Origin of the sequence: Vibrio sp. D431a (assembly GCF_030248655.1) — a bacterium.
GTDB classification, from domain to species: Bacteria; Pseudomonadota; Gammaproteobacteria; order Enterobacterales; family Vibrionaceae; genus Vibrio; species Vibrio alginolyticus.
The window spans coordinates 19175-35650 of sequence record NZ_JAHGAP010000011.1 but is presented as its reverse complement, the minus strand read 5'-3'; the positions used below and the strand labels follow the sequence as shown (position 1 = coordinate 35650).

Here is a 16476-nt window from a genome sequence, read left to right as displayed (position 1 = left end):
GCTCCCTATTTTTTTACTTAGTAAAACCGTTAAATCATGGTTTGTGCTAATACTTCGCCTTCTGGCGTTTTTACCGTTAGCTTATTGTCTTCTAGAGTACCAAAGCTTCTCGGTAAGCCATTACGTGGGAATGTCATCGAGCCTGGGTTGAATATAATGGCTCCGTCTTGCATCTCTGCGACGGGAACATGTGTATGACCGTGGGCGATGATATCACCTTCACGCAGTGGCGGCCGTTTTTCAGAGTTGTACAAGTGACCATGAGTCAAAAAGATTCTCTTGCCAGATTCAAGTAGCACCCATGAGTAATCCATCATCATTGGAAACTTCAATAGCATTTGGTCTACTTCACTATCACAGTTGCCACGTACAGAAATAATTTGATCACTGTATTGGTTCAATAAGTCTGCTACCTGTGGAGGGTTGTAGCCTTCCGGAATAGGGTTTCGCGGCCCATGGTTTAGCGTATCTCCTAGCAAAATCAGGTGGTGCGCACCAGAAGCCAAAAATAGATCAATGGTTTCTTTAGTTGCTGGCAAAGAGCCATGCAGGTCTGAGGCAAAAAATAGTTTCACGACATCGTCTCCTCAAAAAGTATGAGGTCATTCTACGGCATTTTTTTAGCAGCTCAACCTACGACGGTTTGAATACTACTGATAGCGCAATGATTCAATGACCATAGGCAAAACATAGAACCATGCTGCATACGCTGTTCCAACCAACACCAGTATCCAAAACACCATCGACATAAATTTTGATTTGGCTAGATGGTGCAGCGGATCGGGCTCTCCGCATCCTGGACATGCATGAGCGCGTTTTGAGATTTGTTTCTCACACACGGGGCAAGAGACTAAAGGCATGATACAGATTCCTCGACATTAGGCTTAGGGCGCAAAGAATAATGGTGAATTAACACATATGCAACCTAACATATATTAAATATTTTAGTTCTTTGTAACAGTCGCTGACTTGAGAAAAAATTCGTTGATTTTTCATTTATATCAACCTATTACACTTCTTCTCGCACCATACCATTGATGACAATATTGTTATAACTCACCATCCCAATGACCTCGCCACTTTCAATGACCGGCGCTCTGCTTATGCCAAATCGCTCAAACAAACGGGCACAATATTTTACGTTCATATCTGGTTCGACACACAAAGCGGGCTTGGTCATGATTTCATAAATATTTGTGCGCTGAGGAGAACGATTATTCGCCAGCACCTTTTTGGCGATATCATTCATCAACACGATGCCATATTCATCATTATCATCTCGCTTTTTCACCACCAGCGCTTTGACTTGGTATTTTTTCGCTAGCGTTATGCCTTCGTATACGGTCATCAGTCCATCAACCATTACATACGTTGCCGCCATAACATCTCGAACTCTAATTATCGTTTGATCACTCATAATTCATCCTCGACTACTTTGGTCAATGTCTCGACTTGATGCGCGACACCGACTGCATCTTCAATATCGATCTGAACAGCAATCCCCTGTCCCGACTCTCTGTCAAATTCACCAACCTCATTAATGGTCTCTAATATGTGTCGAGATAGATGTTCCTCGACCACAAACAGCAGCACATCTTTTTGCACTTCTAGCGTTAAACCAAAAAACGTTCGCTTTTGATTTAAACCTTGCCCGCGAGCATTGTTAATAACTGTTGCACCGGTCGCACCAGCATCGCGTGCAGCGTCCAACACCTTGTCTGTTTTGCTGTCTTCCACAAACGCAAGTATCAATTTAAAGCGCATTTTCTTCTTCCTCCGAGACGTTTTTATTCAGCCACTGGGTTATTTGCGCATAGCCCATCACAGATATCATAGGAAATAGACTGGCAAACGCGATCAAGCCAAAGCCATCAATCATTGGGTTTCTTCCAGGGACGGTCGAAGCAAGCCCTAACCCTAATGCAGTTACAAGTGGGACAGTGACGGTAGAAGTTGTTACGCCTCCAGAATCGTAGGCGAGTGGAACAATAAGCTTAGGAGCGTAAAACGTTTGAATCACAACGACGATGTAACCCACGATGATGTAATAATGAATGGGATCGCCCACGACAATCCGGTAACTCCCTAATGCAATACCAATTGCCACCCCAAACGCAACGGCTACGCGCAAGCCGTTAATACTGATACTGCCTCCAGAGACTTGGTTTGCTTTTATCGCTACAGCGATTAAAGAAGGCTCTGCAATCGTGGTACTAAAGCCTATAAAAAAGGCGAAGGTGTAAACCCAATAATAGTCGACCCACATTAAGGCTTTCCCTACCGATACTTTGAACTCTTGTAAAAACTCCGGCGCCGTTAATTGCACAGCCATCGTCTCCCCAAGTGGAAACAACGCCATTTCTAATCCAAGTAAAAAAAGAGCTAACCCGAAAATCACATAAACGAACCCAAGCAAAACTTTCTTAAGGTTGCTAACAGGACGCCTTAACACCGCTAACTGAAAACCAAAAATAATGCTGGCGATGGGAACGACGTCTCGAACGGTCGATAACAAAGTGTCTAGGAAATGATCAATTGAAATCATGTTACGACCATTCCGTAAACCATCACAAACATCATCGGTAACAGCGAGGCAAAAGCGATTAAACCAAAGCCATCCACCATAGGGTTACGCCCTTTAATAGAAGACGCTAAACCGACACCCAGTGCAGTGACCAAAGGTACTGTTATGGTGGACGTGGTTACACCTCCGGAATCGTAAGCAACGCCAATAATGGCTTCAGGTGCAAACCACGTCAGTATTACAACGCCGACGTAGCCGCCGATGATCATGTAATGAATTGGCCACCCTTTTAAGATGCGCAGAACGCCAATAACGATAGCGATCCCCACAGAAAGTGCCACCGTTACTCGTAGCCCTTGTCCATAATCCTGCATGGATTGCTCTGAGTTTGTGATCATCCCTCCTTCTGCCGCAACTTCTGATGCTTCTTCTGCTACGGCCGTTAATGCAGGCTCGGCGATCGTGGTGCCAAAGCCTAGACAAAACGCAAAAACTAACAACCAGAATACGCTGCCTTTTTTTGCAAAGGCTTGAGCCATACTCTCTCCGATAGGAAAAAGACCAAGTTCTAGGCCAAAGATAAAAAAGGTTAATCCTAAAACGACAAGCAACAAGCCAAAAAGAATGGAGACCAGGTTGGGCAGCGGCTCTTGCAAAACGACTAATTGAAAAAAAGTGATAACAATGATGATGGGTAATAAGTCACGAGCACTATTGAGGAGCGCTCGAAAAAGCGCAACAAATGCTTCCATGCCTATCCTCCTTGATTGTGCAAACTGATTACGCTCGTTCCAATGAGCGATAACTTCTAGTCTGGCATAGATTTCACTCTTCTACCGTGAATGCACTAGCGCCATCTATAACATTTAGTTACATATTTTCTAATATGTGAAGTTAATAGTATCTCTGCCAGCTTGTCACTATCCCAGAAATAATGGTGTTGAGATGATCAAGCTAAGCACAAAACGACTATAATGTTCTAATACGTGTACATTCAAAGAGATAACATGAAGATATTACTCACAGGTGGCACTGGGTTTATTGGCTCGGAGTTGCTCAAGCTGCTATCAACTCACCAAGTTATGCTACTTACACGCTCTCCAGAGCGAGCAAAACAACGCCTACAGCATGCTGATCTGGGTAATATCGAATACCTTGACTCGCTCGAATCGTTCGCCGATCTCAATCACGTTGATGCCGTCATTAATCTTGCAGGTGAGCCTATTGCGGATAAAAGGTGGACCAGCGAGCAAAAAGAAAAAATCTGCAAAAGTCGTTGGAAAATTACCGAGCAAATTGTTGAGCTGATCCACGCAAGTACCGAACCTCCCTCTGTTTTTATTAGTGGCTCGGCAGTTGGCTACTATGGTGATCAACAAGATCATCCGTTTGATGAGTGCTTACATGTTAATAGCGACGACTTTCCTCACGAGGTTTGTGCAAAGTGGGAGCAAATAGCTAAGCGCGCAGAGTCGGAACAAACACGGGTTTGTCTACTGAGAACTGGCGTGGTACTCGGCCTTAATGGTGGTGCGTTGGCAAAGATGCTATTACCTTACAAGCTTGGCGTAGGCGGCCCACTTGGGAACGGTAATCAGTACATGCCTTGGATTCACATCCTAGATATGGTCCGCGCCATCATGTACTTGCTTGAAACACCACATGCCCACGGTGCATTCAATATGTGCGCCCCCCACCCTGTGACTAATCGTATATTCAGCGGCACACTAGCTAAAACGCTAAAACGTCCGCATATCTTGTTCACGCCTAAATGGGCGATGGAACTCCTAATGGGAGAATCTTCCTGCTTGTTGTTTGATAGCATGAGAGCCAAACCCAAAAAACTCACCGAACTGGGCTTTAAATTTAGCTACTCCAGAATAGAGCCAGCACTCAAGCACTTGCTTCATGACCGGAGCTGATGAATGATGGCTCCAATCAATGTTTCTGAGTCTTAAATTAAATTATGAAAAAGTCGATTCTTATTACGGGTTGTTCAACCGGCATCGGTTACGTGTGCGCTCACGCCCTACAAAACAAGGGATTTAATGTCATTGCATCTTGTAGGAAAGAACAAGATGTCCAGCGCCTAATTAATGAAGGGCTAACCTGCATCAATCTAGACCTAAATAGCCCAGAAAGCATTTCTTCGGGCGTGAAGCAAGCGCTAGAGTTAGCAGAAGGTAAGCTTTACGCAGTGTTCAATAATGGTGCCTATGGTCAGCCCGGAGCACTGGAAGACTTACCCACCGAGGCTCTTCAAGATCAATTTCAGACCAACTTTTTTGGTTGGCACCAGTTGGTCAGAGAGGTGCTTCCTCATATGCGCCAGCAAGGCGAAGGACGCATCATACAAAACAGCTCTGTTCTTGGTTTTGCCGCAATGAAATACCGTGGTGCCTATAATGCATCAAAATTTGCCTTAGAAGGCTGGACAGATACGCTCAGGCTAGAGCTTGCGGATACGAATATCAAAGTGGCATTGATAGAACCAGGGCCGATCGAAACTCATTTTAGAAACAATGCATTACGAGCCTTTGAGAAGTGGGTTGATATTGAATCTAGCCCCCATCGTCATGCTTATGAAGGACAAAGAGAGCGACTCAACAACGACAAGTCTAATAATCGATTTGTTTTACCTGCAGAGTCTTGCATCGCACCAGTTCTTCATGCATTAACTAGCGTTTCACCGAAAATTCGTTATCGAATTACTACACCGACTAAATTATTCGCAGTCTTGAAAAGACTATTACCAACCCGTGCACTTGATAAAATTTTGCGACAGGCTGCATAAAAAAGTTTTGTCGAAATGTAATTTCATCGTAACAATGTGATGTCATTATGAACATGTAGGTTAAAAAAACCTCAACTAAACGAATCAATTTCTACGCAATTCAGCGGGGATTCTTTCGCCCAAAGTGATTGAGTTGCTTAGATTTGGTATCGCCACCCATTACGTTTTGTAGCAATGTTTATACTACTGCGAGGCAACAATGACATTAAATCGGCTTAACTGGCTTAGTGTGGGTGTAGTGTTGACCATGTTCATCCTATTTTGATACCGCACTAACAAATAGCATTAGAATTGCGCTGCTTCGGCAGCGTTTTCTTTTTATCTAACACCTGAGCAGCAATAACCTCACTCTGTTACCTCACGTTTTCTCAAAATAGAATGATTCATTATTGATGGTGAATGTCGCTTGAATTTCACCTAAATCAACTCCATATCTAATATCAACGACAAGACACAAGGCAAGGATACTCTGATGCAATCCCCATTTATCGTTGAGATAACAGAACAGAACTTTCGCGAAACGCTTGAAGGTTCAATGAACACGCCCGTTTTGATCCACTTTTGGGCCAACGCTCAGCCAGAAAGCGCACAGATACTCCCTGAGTTGCAATCTCTTGCTCAACAGTACAACGGTGCATTTACGCTTGCTCTACTAAATTGTGAAGATCAGCCCGCTTTAGCGTCTCAATTTGGCGTGCAAGTATTGCCAACTATCGCGCTGTTTATAAATGGTCAAGCCGTCGATGGTCTGGGAGGCCCCCAGCCAATTGATGCCATTGCTACCATGCTACAAAAGCATTTGCCAAGCCCAGATGAACAACTATTAAAACAAGTCAGTGAACTTCTTCAGCAAGGTGAGCATGCTCAGGCTTTGAGCATCATCCACACTTTGCCGCCAGAGCTGCAAGAGCGTGGTGATGTGAAACTCGCGATGGCTGATTGTTTGCTAGAAACCAAACAATTTGATATTGCCCAAGAACTACTGAACGCTATCCCTCTCGAGTATCAAGATAACTACTACAAGAGCCTAATAGCCAAGCTCGAGCTGCATTTGCAGGCTGCAGATAGCCCTGAGTTACAGCGACTAGAACAAGCATACGCAGCAGACATGGCAAACTTCGAACTCGCTTGTGAATTGGCGGTACAATACAACCAAGTTGGTCGGGATGAAGAAGCGTTGGAACTGCTGTGGAATATTCTTAAAAAAGACTTGGGCGCCCAAGACGGTGAAGTGAAGAAGACTTTTATGGATATTCTCAGTGCGCTAGGTCAAGGTAACGCATTAGCAAGCAAATATCGTCGCCAGCTTTACTCAATTTTGTACTAAGCGTCGCATTCTTCTAGGAAGAAGACAACAAAGGCCGGGATTTCCGGCCTTTGTTTTTTGTTAGAAGTCGCTATACAACGTTGGTGCTACTGGCGGATACTCTATTGGTTGCCAACGATCATTAAAGGTGTACTTGGCATAAAGCATGAAATGGTTTGGTGTATAAAACTCAGAACGTTGTACATCGACTAACGCACCAAGATACCAACGTTTGCTGACTCGCTTTTCCACCGCCGCTTGCAACGACGTACCAAAACCACCACCTTTGTCTGACTCCGCTACTGTCGATAAGTATGGCGCGTCTTCCTTAGTCCAAGAGTTAGAGACGGATGCACTCAATTGATATGACCAAGAACTGTTGTATCGGCCATAAAAGTTGATAGGTAAAGACACCGAGAAGTAACTTTGCGGACTGTAGTAGCCACCGTGACCTAGCGTGTACTCACCCAGATTTTTGTCGTAATCAAGGTACATTAAGTTCGTACCTATACTTAAACGCTGGTCATCCGTTGCAATTAACTTGTAGTACGCTCCACCTAGCACGCCTAAACGAGTGTTGTCCTCAACCTTTTCACCAGTCAAAACATGATACTGCAAGCTACTCCAAAAACCGTAAGGGCCACCAATGTCCCAACTTGAGCTCAACTTCACACCAGTACGAGCAACTCCGCCCCATTTAGTCCCTTGAGGGTCAGTCGTGCCGCTAGGGACAGACATTCCAGCATAAGAAAGCGCGCTACTGGTCTCAGGGCGACGCGAAGCTTCTGCCGTCCAACCGAACTCACCCAGGTCCCCATTGATGCGCACACCCCCAACCCATGTGGTATGGTCGAAACCAATTGGTGTCGTGCCGATATCGACCAACCAATCTTCAGCCTGCCAGCCCACTCCAAATGCCATACCTGATGCGTCATTTTGGAACGAAGTGCTGTCAGAATCGGTGGTTTTTTCATAATAGTCCAACTGACCTGAATCGATAGAAACATAATCGGCTTTTAGCAACAGGTGCCCATCCCAGCTCTCTATCGGGATTCGGGCTTCTATGGGCACTTGATTCGAAGTATTACGGCCATCTCGTGCACTGTAATCCCAGCCAATCATGACATGCCCATCACTCCGATCATGCAGTTTATCGATGTCCGATTTGACGTTACGAGTCAACCAGTAGTCGTCAGCAGTATCATATAGCTCGCGTAAGCTTAGGGGTTCTTTTTTCGCCTCTTCAGGTTCACGATTTTTATCCATTCGGTCACGATTTAAGGCTTGATAGGCGCGTGTTTCAGCTAAGGCCCACTGTTGATTTATCATTGCTATAGACATGCTATTGCGAAACGCTAATGCATCAGCATCAGGCATCGCATCCAACAACTGATTTAGCGCATTAGCGTCATTCCGATAGCCTTGTTGATTAAACACCGCGACCACTGTCATCAACTGTGCCGCAGTTAAGCTATCGCGCTTTTTATTCAAAATGAGGTGCATGTCGTGATACGTCGCTTCATCTCCAGTCAAAGCACTGGCTTGCAACATGCCAATTTCTGCTTGAGTTTTAAATGGCTCAGGCTTTAAAGAAACTTGTTCATACAAATCCAACGCAAGCTTAGGCTGTTGATTAACCAGCATCAGATCCGCTTGACTCAACAGTCGACGGGTTTTGAGTTCATCAAGCTGTAATGCTTCCGAAGCACTTAAATCTTGTCTTGCGGAATTTAATGCTAAGTCCGCGTACCAACGATCAAAATCTTCAAAGTGATTCAAGCTTACCATCATGCTGCCGTAAGCCAGTTTGTCATCGGTTGACCAATCTTCTGAAAGCGAAATGTTTTGGAAAATCCTCTCAGCTTCCTTAACTTCATCAATGTCTAACCACGTACTCACTAGACGAGCGAGCGGTTGAATTTGACCTTGATAATCCGACTCTAGCGCACGTAATGTCGCCATTACTGATTCGGGAGAAGCTAAGTAACGCGTTTGAATGTCTCTCAACTGAGCATCAAGCTTCAAGCGGGTTAAATTGCGCTGCATTGCGTCTGTCATGTCATGTTGTGCGATACTCTCTAGCTCAGCGATGGCCTCATTCACGTTGAAGTCCTGCGCGAGATAAAGCGCGTAAGCAAATTTCATTTCAGGGTCATTACTAGATGTAGCCCAATCGGACATCAGCGTATCCGCGCGTACTTTGTCGCCCATTGAATGAACCACGTCAGCAATATCAAGCCTTAACCATGGGGAGGTTGGCTGTAGCGCAATCAATTCCTCTACGGACGCTTTCATCGTTGCCTGATCATTTTGAGCGATTGCGATCCGCAGACGAGTCAAAATAACTTCCGACTTGATGCTCGCTATTTTTTCAGCGACCACTTTCTGCTGTGGGGCTGAGTAACTGCGCGCGAGTGCTTCCGCGCCAGACCAATCTTGCTGCTGAATGCGAACATCTAAGCGACCACGCAATGCAGAGCTATTGCTGCTATCCAGTTGCAAAGCTTGTTTGAAAACCTTCTCTGCCGCGGCATAATTTTCTTGTACCAGATACAAAGAGCCTAATGATGAATAAGCATAAGGTTGGGATTTATCTACTTGAATCGCTTTTTGATAAGCGCTTTCTGCTTGCTTAAACTGGCCTTTTTCGACCAAGACATCACCTTGATCAAGATACGCCCAATATTGAGAAGTCTCGATTAGCGCTGCCCATTTTGAGGCCGAGTCAGGATTATGATCTAAGTGCTGAGCCTGTTTAAAGTATCCGAGCGCTTTTTGTTGCTGCCCTCTACGTAGATAAACCTTACCCATAGCACCAAGCAATTCAGGATCTCGCGGACGAGTCGTCAACGCATAACGCAGCTGAGCTTCTGCTTGGTCGGTTTTATCTTCCTCGAGCAACGCTAACCCTTTGAGCTTGGCGAGATAAGTGGGGTCTTTGCGTAGTTCCTTTTCCTTTTTCCAGCGATCTTTCGCGCTTTGATTCGCTCTTTGTATCTCCATGTCAGACGGGTAGTAGCTAGCTAAGATGGCATATTGCTGAACAACTTGATCTGAAATAGGCAATTGATCCAATGCACGCAACCACGACGTTGCCGCATTTGTTCCAACCGAAGGAGCAAGCGCTAACTTTTTATAGGTATCGAGAATCCATGGATCAGCAGGATTCTCTTTGCGAATGTGGTTGGCTAACGCGAGTTGAAAAGACGGAACACTAGGATAATTTGCATTTAAACGTTCCAGTCCCTGTTTTACCGAGCTCCAACTGCCTGGCAAATTACTTTGCAACTGTAGGAATTCCAGTTGTAACGCTGGTGATGGCATTCCATTTGGGAAAAGGGCTTTGTAAGCTTGAATCGCTTCATCGTAACGACCAGATTTTGCAAGCAACTGAGCGCGCTGATAATCCGCTCTTTTCTCTCCCTGAATAGCCATAATCGATGACAAGTTTTTCGCTTGAGTCGAATGAGGCGCCTGTCTGATTAAGCGCTCAAATACCGGTTTTGCTAATTCTGGCTGCTTACGTTTCAGATACATATTCGCTTGATAGAAAAGCCCCGTTGGATTGCTTTCTTCAATCGCGAACAGCCTCTCCAGAGTACTCTCGACAATATCATCTCGGCCAATCGCATCCGCCAGTTTTAGCTGCTCAACCAACCACTCAACCGAGTCAACTCGTGCTAATGATGTGGAAAATTGAACCAGCTCGATAGGCTTGTAGACCTGTGCGAGCTGCGACTTTGTCAGAGGTTTTGAGCTAAAGCTTTCTGCATGCACAGTGCCGACGCCACCAGCCGCCAAAGCAACCAGTGGAATCCACCATAACACGTATCCTGTTACTGACATCTCTCGCTCCATACAGGAAGCAATTCACCTTGCACACCAAAACGGTAACGTTCTTCATGCCAACCAAGCCCAAATAGACTTAATACGTTGTCGTAATAATGATCGTTTTTGTCCACCACAAGTTCATTTTGAGCACGACGAAACTGCGTCTCCAACAGCGCAGATTCACCAGAAGCCGCGAGTAACGGAAGAGCCGCAGCAGAAAAACCTGCGCTTCCTGCTTGGGTATATTTACCCGTTTCAGTATTTACTTCTCTCGCTGGCGCACCAAGGGCTTTGGTTGCCGCGACAAACGGCTGCATTTTTTGTACTAATACTGCTTTTTCTGAAACTTGGTCATTTAGCATACCCGCCCAAAGATAAGTGCGGATCGCGTTGTAACTGCCCATCGGCCCTGTAACCACATCTGAGCTATAACGACCATTTCTCAATACTGCCCAGTCTGGGCTAAAGCCAGCTGGCATCGTTTTCTCTAGCATGTGAACACTTGCCTTATACATTGAGTCCCAGTTGTATTGCGGGTACAGCGACTGCATACGAGCAATCAGTTGTAACGGAACATAACTCGGATTCACACGGTACTGGCCGTCGGCATCAAAGCCCGTTGGAGCTGGCAACAATACCGTTCCAACTCCCGCTATGTTGACGGTTTCTTCACGTAAAATACGACTCGCGATCAGATGTCCAAGGGTCTGATAGTAGTAGTTATTCCATAATCTCCCCGCCTCAACAAGGGAGTAAGCTATCCACAAATCAGAATCTGACGCTGGGTTAGAATCCAAGACTCCGAACTGACCATTTTCTTTTCTTCCCCACAACCAAGCAGGAAGCCTTGCTGTCAAATCCCCACCAGCCAAATGTGATTGAGTCCATTTTAAAACCTGATCGAAGGTTTTAGGGTCATTGGCAACCAAGGCAAAGAACAATGCGTAAGATTGGCCTTCCGAGGTTGTAATCATACGCTCGTCACTGCCATCAACGACTCGGCCTTGCTCCATGTATACCGACTTAAATGTTTCCCATTGTGGCCACTCGCAGGTGTTAGCCCACAAGTAAGGAGACACGAACAACATAAGGAACGAGATGAGTTTTTTCATTATTCCTCTTCCTCAGTTTTTTCTAAACGTCTAGACGCGACTTGACGTAATACGCGCCAAAGCACAATGGTTACGATCACCACTAGCAAGGCGGCAAAGCACGCAACGATGACTGGGTGATTAGAGAAGTGATACCAAACGAGCTGCCACACAGGAAGCTTACCGACATAGTAGTGCGAACCCACGTTGTAGCTTGCTACTTCGTTATTTCTCAACGTCACCACCGAGCCAAACATGTGCTCCACTTTACCGGAGTCAGCCAACGCGCGATCAACCGACGAAAAATCTGACGGGTGAGCCGCCATAATAGAAATGACGCTGCGTTTTTTCGTAAATGGCGATTCTGCACCATAAATAGCAGCAAAAGAGCCTTCTGCCTCGACAGAAACATAATCTGCGGCGGCTTGACGAGCATCACTTGGACTCATCCAGTTCATTCCGAGCTGCTTTTCATTTTTGCTTGGTAGGCGAATTTGTCTCTGACCCTCTTTAACCACTAAGTTAACTTGGTCAGGATTATTAGCGGCTTCTTCTAATGCATCCACAACACCAATCGTCAGGATATCTTTATTTTTTAGTTGCTCAGCATTCCATTTATCTGTCAAAAGCACCTGAATACCTGGGTACCCAGAGTCACGTCCCAATGACCCCATGACGTTTAAGAAGGTTTGCAACACTTCTTTTGGAGCACTCTCTGGAACAACAATCGCAGTTTCTGACAAATCGGCCATGCGTGTGTAAGGGAAGCCAGAAGTAGCAAAAGCGCGCATATTTGGCATTTCGATGTAGTGAGGGAAACCACTAAAATCAACCGTAGAGTCACCATCAATGACCGCGTATTGCTTACTTGGCTGCGTCACCTGACATTGCCCATCAGTCACCGACGCAAAACCAAACTCAAACTCGATTCGGTTTTGACTACCCACCTTAAAAGCCGGAATGCGAACAAACGTATCACCACTTAGAATGCCATCATCTAACAAAGGAACACGTATACGGTTAGATTCTCCACCTTGACCTTTTGTGGTTAGGTTGAACGCCTCAATGAATTGGTCATTAATACTCAAAGTCAGACGAGAGCCGGAATGATCCGCAGCAGGCGGTGAATAACGATAGTTAAGAACCATCGGTATACCACGGCTTTGCCAAGTAAAGAGATCGGGTGGTAAACGCAAACTTACGTTGATTGGTGGAGGCGTTCGGCCTTCCACTTGCAGCATGCTTTTTTGTTCGACTAACTCAGACAATGCAACAGGACGAGCCGTACTCACCCAGTTTGGCGCATCGTACGGGACTCGTGGTTTGATTTGTTTGACTTCATTAATCTTCGCGATTGGTCCAGTAAGAAGTTGGTTTCCCAACGCCAAACCTTGCACCGCAATGTTAAGATCCTTACTGTCACGGCCTGTCACCAGAAGAAGCTTCACGTACGGGTCTGTTGGATGAGTGATGACTTGAAGACGAGGGCCATCCGTGTCTGGAAAATCTCTCAGAAACTCAGGTTTGTTGTCATTGGTAACAAAGACAATGGCGTTGCGCTTAGGTAACGTGTCGACACTAAAAGGGAATTGAGCACCACGCCAACCCGCAAGAGCACCAAAGTAAGAGCTCAAGACACCGGCAGCCTTGACATCATCTAAATCGTATTTGCTACCCATCACGACAGGCAGATCTAACTGGCTGAAATCACGGACATCAAAAAAAGGAGCCGGTAACAAACTCAAGTCACTTTCCAGCACTGTCTTTTGAGCAAGCATCTCAATTCGACTACTTTGGCTAATCTCAGCCCAAATGCTCGAGTCATTGGGGTTAGCACAGTCTTTCTGAGTATTCCCTATTAACTCAAAGCGAATTTGGTTGTAATTACTAAAGTAACGAGTGTCCAGCGGCATAGATAAGCTCAACTTTTTGCCTTGCTGGCCATCGACGATTGACGCTACTCCCATAAGTTCGTTGTTCAAATACACTTTGACGTGAGAAACCAAAGAGAGCAACGCTGGCGAAGGTGTGATATCAAAGTGCAACTTTGCTTTAGATACCACCTCATCGAGTCGCGAACCGAAACCAATATAAGCACTGGCCTCACTACCTTGGATAGCAATTGAACCACTGTAACCTAATTGACTAAATGGGATGACGCGCTTAAACACGGTCGAATCTTCAGCATCTTGCTGTGCCAAAGGCGTTGCTTGTTGCTGACTTACTTCTTGTGCCGCGAGACTGCACGACATACACATGAGAGTGATAGCCGTTGTCAACGCTGTTAGTTTTTTATTATTTAGCATGACTTGAGGTCCTGATTGGGACATAACGAGGTCTTAGTGACCAAATAAATTCGATACAAAATAAAAGTGCATCCACACTGACCTGAACAAACTTAGGACAATGTTGCAGCAAGCGTTTGTATCCATTAAAGCCGACTTGCAGTACAGCCTGCATACTCGATAGAGGTTTATCTGATTGATAACCTTGTTGCCATTTCGCCCATGTATCTGCACGTGCAAATGTACATTGGACGTATTGGATTCGTTGTTGATGAGACAATTCGTTGAGTTGTAAACCAAATATCCCCTTATGAGCATAGGCAACCGTCATAGGGAACACGAATTCTTGGCCACCTCGATTGAGGATCACTTCTAAGGTTTGACCGAGTAAGTAAGCACAGGTTGGTTCATCGACCCCGTCAATTTCTATGCGCACGCCCCCCAAAGAGAAATCCTTCATCTGCGCTTGTATTAAATGCCCAGAATTAAGCCTAACCGCGACAGGAATCGCCACCTCTACTCGGTGATCTTTTCGCACTTGTTTAGCTTCTACTGCAACCGCAACGGCAGCACCTAAAATCAACAGGTTGTACATCGTCCATACGAGATTCACGATAACTGTACCGATTTCATTTTGAGGCCCCCACCCCATTCGGTAAATCCCTACAGCGAAGCCCAAAATGTTGAGTGCAACCAAAACCAAATATGGTCGAGAGATCACCCAATCGTAGTGAGACTTTTCAACCAAACCGCCTTTTGCCGTTACGTTGAATGTCCCTTTATGGGGCGCAAACAAAGCCACCGTTGTTGGCCTTGCGATATACCAAGCAAGCACGGTTTCGTATACCTCACCCCAAAACGAATAACGGTAGTCACCCTGCATACGAGAGTTGGTCATGCTGGCGTGAATCATGTGGGGTAATACGTACAAAATGATCGCCAGCGCTGGTGCATAAATCACGTAGGAATGCAGCAACAAATAAGCCAAGGGTGCGATCAGGAATACAATCCTCGGGATACCAGATAGAAAGTGCAGCATGGCATTGACGTAACAAAGCCGTTGAGAGAGCTTAAGCCCCTTTCCAGTCAATGGGTTATCTACCCTAAATATCTGCGCCATCCCGCGAGCCCAACGAATGCGTTGCCCAACATGTGCAGACAATGTTTCTGTCGCCAAACCAGCAGAAATCGGCTGCTTAAGATATGCAGAACGATAGCCTAAACGGTGCATGCGCAGAGACGTGTGCGCATCTTCCGTCACGGTTTCGACTGCAATACCACCGACTTCCTCTAAAGGCTCTCGACGTAAAATAGCGCACGAGCCACAGAAGAAAGTCGCATCCCATAAGTCGTTACCATCTTGAATCAGGCCGTAAAACAAGTTGCCTTCGTTTGGCACGTTACGAAAGTTCGATAAGTTACGCTCAAAAGGATCCGGTGAGAAAAAATGGTGCGGTGTCTGAATAAGCGCCAACTTTGGATCTTTCAGGAACATCCCCATTGTGAGCTGAAAAAATGCTCGTGTAGGAATATGGTCACAGTCAAAAATCGCAACAAACTCACCGCTGGTCTGCTTCAACGCATAGTTAATGTTACCGGCTTTCGCATGTTCATTCGTTGGGCGGCGGATGTAGTTCACCCCTACACTTTTGGCGAAATCTCGGAAGCTACCACGCTTGCCGTCATCCAGAATGTGGATGTTAAGTTTGTCTTTCGGCCAATCGACACCTAACGAGGCATAAACCGTCGCTTTCACAACATCGAGATCTTCGTTGTAAGTAGGGATCATCAAGTCAATGGTTGGCCAAGTTGACTGATCCGGTGGCATCGATACTGGTTTGCGATTCAATGGCCAGATATTTTGGAAATAGCCAAGCATTAGCACAATCCAAGAATACGTCTCAGCTAGAAGTAAAACGCCCCCTAGAAACAAAGCAACAGGATCGTCCCAGTTCAGGGTAGACGAATAACGCCACCACAAGTATCGACATGAGGCCGTAACCGACAAGATGATCAAAAGCATGGTAGGAAAACGACCCGGCATGCGACGGACCATCATCGCTAATGCCCAGAGTAACAGCACAAAGACAGTCTGAGCCTGATAACCAAATGGCACCGTAAAACAAAGCAAAGCGATTAACACCACGAAAAACAGCAAAGTGTAGTTCAACGCCATCGCGGACTTACTTGCTTTAATACGCTCTCGAACTTGTGGATCTTTGATGTTGTTCGCTGTCTGTTCTAACCAGCGGACGCCTTTTGCAACCAATTCAAATGGCAAGTAGAACGCATTGCGAATTTGCTCGGCTAAAGTCATCGCTAAGCTGCTGGTTTTTTTGGACCATGCTGTATTTACGTTTTGCCTGAAGCAAAGCAACCACACGCTTTGGATAATAAAACGTACAGGATCAAACCATCTTGGCGCAGCAAAATTAACGTTTGGATAGTAAACCAAAGGCAGTTTCCATGAGGGAACACCCGAAATAACCGGCTTTAAAAATACAAAACTCAATGAAAACCAAAAAGACAAAGCACACTCACCAACCCAGTTTGTTTTACAATTCCAGGCTTGCTCGTAAGCGTTCTTCTGCAGTCTGAATTGATCCACTACCCAACGTTGGAAAATCAGATTAAGACTTCGCATA

General features: G+C 45.6%; 13 protein-coding genes. 3 read left to right on the top strand and 10 right to left on the bottom strand.

What is annotated here, in order from left to right; genetic code table 11:
* Window positions 1–29: 29 nt before the first annotated feature.
* The 6 genes from yfcE to KJB35_RS09315 all read right to left on the bottom strand — a co-directional run bounded on the left by yfcE (window position 30) and on the right by KJB35_RS09315 (window position 3276).
* Window positions 30–575, bottom strand: a complete 546-nt coding sequence (yfcE, locus tag KJB35_RS09340) for a phosphodiesterase (protein ID WP_005389637.1) — start codon at window positions 573–575, stop codon at window positions 30–32.
* A gap of 75 nt (window positions 576–650) precedes the next feature.
* Window positions 651–860: a hypothetical protein gene (locus tag KJB35_RS09335; protein ID WP_005382086.1), complete on the bottom strand. Its 210-nt coding sequence runs from the start codon at window positions 858–860 to the stop codon at window positions 651–653.
* Between the two features lie 149 nt (window positions 861–1009).
* Complete coding sequence (locus KJB35_RS09330) at window positions 1010–1417, bottom strand: CBS domain-containing protein (RefSeq protein ID WP_005382085.1); 408 nt, start codon at window positions 1415–1417, stop codon at window positions 1010–1012.
* Window positions 1414–1764 carry a P-II family nitrogen regulator gene (locus KJB35_RS09325; protein ID WP_054578025.1) on the bottom strand — a complete coding sequence of 117 codons (351 nt, stop codon included), beginning with the start codon at window positions 1762–1764 and terminating at the stop codon, window positions 1414–1416. The genes KJB35_RS09330 and KJB35_RS09325 overlap by 4 nt, the downstream gene beginning before the upstream one ends.
* Entirely contained in the window at window positions 1754–2545 is a 792-nt protein-coding gene (locus tag KJB35_RS09320) for a DUF1538 domain-containing protein (protein ID WP_025766994.1), read from the bottom strand. Before KJB35_RS09320 ends, KJB35_RS09325 begins: the two co-directional genes overlap by 11 nt.
* Window positions 2542–3276, bottom strand: a complete 735-nt coding sequence (locus KJB35_RS09315; RefSeq protein ID WP_017634823.1) for a DUF1538 domain-containing protein — start codon at window positions 3274–3276, stop codon at window positions 2542–2544. The genes KJB35_RS09320 and KJB35_RS09315 overlap by 4 nt, the downstream gene beginning before the upstream one ends.
* 255 nt (window positions 3277–3531) lie before the next feature.
* Between KJB35_RS09315 and KJB35_RS09310 the strand changes: the two genes are divergently transcribed.
* From KJB35_RS09310 to KJB35_RS09300, 3 genes are all read left to right on the top strand, one after another.
* A complete protein-coding gene (locus KJB35_RS09310; RefSeq protein ID WP_005382076.1) occupies window positions 3532–4446 on the top strand; it encodes a TIGR01777 family oxidoreductase in 915 nt (304 codons plus the stop codon).
* Between the two features lie 44 nt (window positions 4447–4490).
* Window positions 4491–5318: an SDR family oxidoreductase gene (locus tag KJB35_RS09305; RefSeq protein ID WP_285357724.1), complete on the top strand. Its 828-nt coding sequence runs from the start codon at window positions 4491–4493 to the stop codon at window positions 5316–5318.
* A gap of 472 nt (window positions 5319–5790) precedes the next feature.
* A complete protein-coding gene (locus tag KJB35_RS09300; protein ID WP_054578026.1) occupies window positions 5791–6645 on the top strand; it encodes a co-chaperone YbbN in 855 nt (284 codons plus the stop codon).
* 60 nt (window positions 6646–6705) lie between these two features.
* Here the strand turns inward: KJB35_RS09300 and KJB35_RS09295 are convergent, their stop codons facing one another.
* From KJB35_RS09295 to bcsA, 4 genes are read right to left on the bottom strand one after another with little or no spacing between them, the layout of a single operon-like run.
* Window positions 6706–10470: a cellulose synthase subunit BcsC-related outer membrane protein gene (locus KJB35_RS09295; RefSeq protein WP_054578027.1), complete on the bottom strand. Its 3765-nt coding sequence runs from the start codon at window positions 10468–10470 to the stop codon at window positions 6706–6708.
* Complete coding sequence (gene bcsZ, locus KJB35_RS09290) at window positions 10461–11567, bottom strand: cellulose synthase complex periplasmic endoglucanase BcsZ (RefSeq protein ID WP_054575226.1); 1107 nt, start codon at window positions 11565–11567, stop codon at window positions 10461–10463. The genes KJB35_RS09295 and bcsZ overlap by 10 nt, the downstream gene beginning before the upstream one ends.
* The gene (gene bcsB / locus KJB35_RS09285; protein ID WP_285357720.1) at window positions 11567–13852 is read right to left on the bottom strand and encodes a cellulose biosynthesis cyclic di-GMP-binding regulatory protein BcsB; all 2286 of its coding nucleotides are present in this window, start codon (window positions 13850–13852) and stop codon (window positions 11567–11569) included. Before bcsB ends, bcsZ begins: the two co-directional genes overlap by 1 nt.
* Entirely contained in the window at window positions 13842–16475 is a 2634-nt protein-coding gene (gene bcsA / locus KJB35_RS09280; protein ID WP_085569968.1) for a UDP-forming cellulose synthase catalytic subunit, read from the bottom strand. The genes bcsB and bcsA overlap by 11 nt, the downstream gene beginning before the upstream one ends.
* Window position 16476: the final 1 nt, after the last annotated feature.

Bases quoted from the DNA above. Each gene is read 5' to 3' on its own strand.
- KJB35_RS09335 (WP_005382086.1), bottom strand. From the start codon at position 860: ATGCCTTTAGTCTCTTGCCCCGTGTGTGAGAAACAAATCTCAAAACGC.
- KJB35_RS09330 (WP_005382085.1), bottom strand. From the start codon at position 1,417: ATGAGTGATCAAACGATAATTAGAGTTCGAGATGTTATGGCGGCAACG.
- KJB35_RS09325 (WP_054578025.1), bottom strand. From the start codon at position 1,764: ATGCGCTTTAAATTGATACTTGCGTTTGTGGAAGACAGCAAAACAGAC.
- KJB35_RS09320 (WP_025766994.1), bottom strand. From the start codon at position 2,545: ATGATTTCAATTGATCATTTCCTAGACACTTTGTTATCGACCGTTCGA.
- KJB35_RS09315 (WP_017634823.1), bottom strand. From the start codon at position 3,276: ATGGAAGCATTTGTTGCGCTTTTTCGAGCGCTCCTCAATAGTGCTCGT.
- KJB35_RS09310 (WP_005382076.1), top strand. From the start codon at position 3,532: ATGAAGATATTACTCACAGGTGGCACTGGGTTTATTGGCTCGGAGTTG.
- KJB35_RS09305 (WP_285357724.1), top strand. From the start codon at position 4,491: ATGAAAAAGTCGATTCTTATTACGGGTTGTTCAACCGGCATCGGTTAC.
- KJB35_RS09300 (WP_054578026.1), top strand. From the start codon at position 5,791: ATGCAATCCCCATTTATCGTTGAGATAACAGAACAGAACTTTCGCGAA.
- KJB35_RS09295 (WP_054578027.1), bottom strand. From the start codon at position 10,470: ATGTCAGTAACAGGATACGTGTTATGGTGGATTCCACTGGTTGCTTTG.
- bcsZ (WP_054575226.1), bottom strand. From the start codon at position 11,567: ATGAAAAAACTCATCTCGTTCCTTATGTTGTTCGTGTCTCCTTACTTG.
- bcsB (WP_285357720.1), bottom strand. From the start codon at position 13,852: ATGCTAAATAATAAAAAACTAACAGCGTTGACAACGGCTATCACTCTC.
- bcsA (WP_085569968.1), bottom strand. From the start codon at position 16,475: ATGCGAAGTCTTAATCTGATTTTCCAACGTTGGGTAGTGGATCAATTC.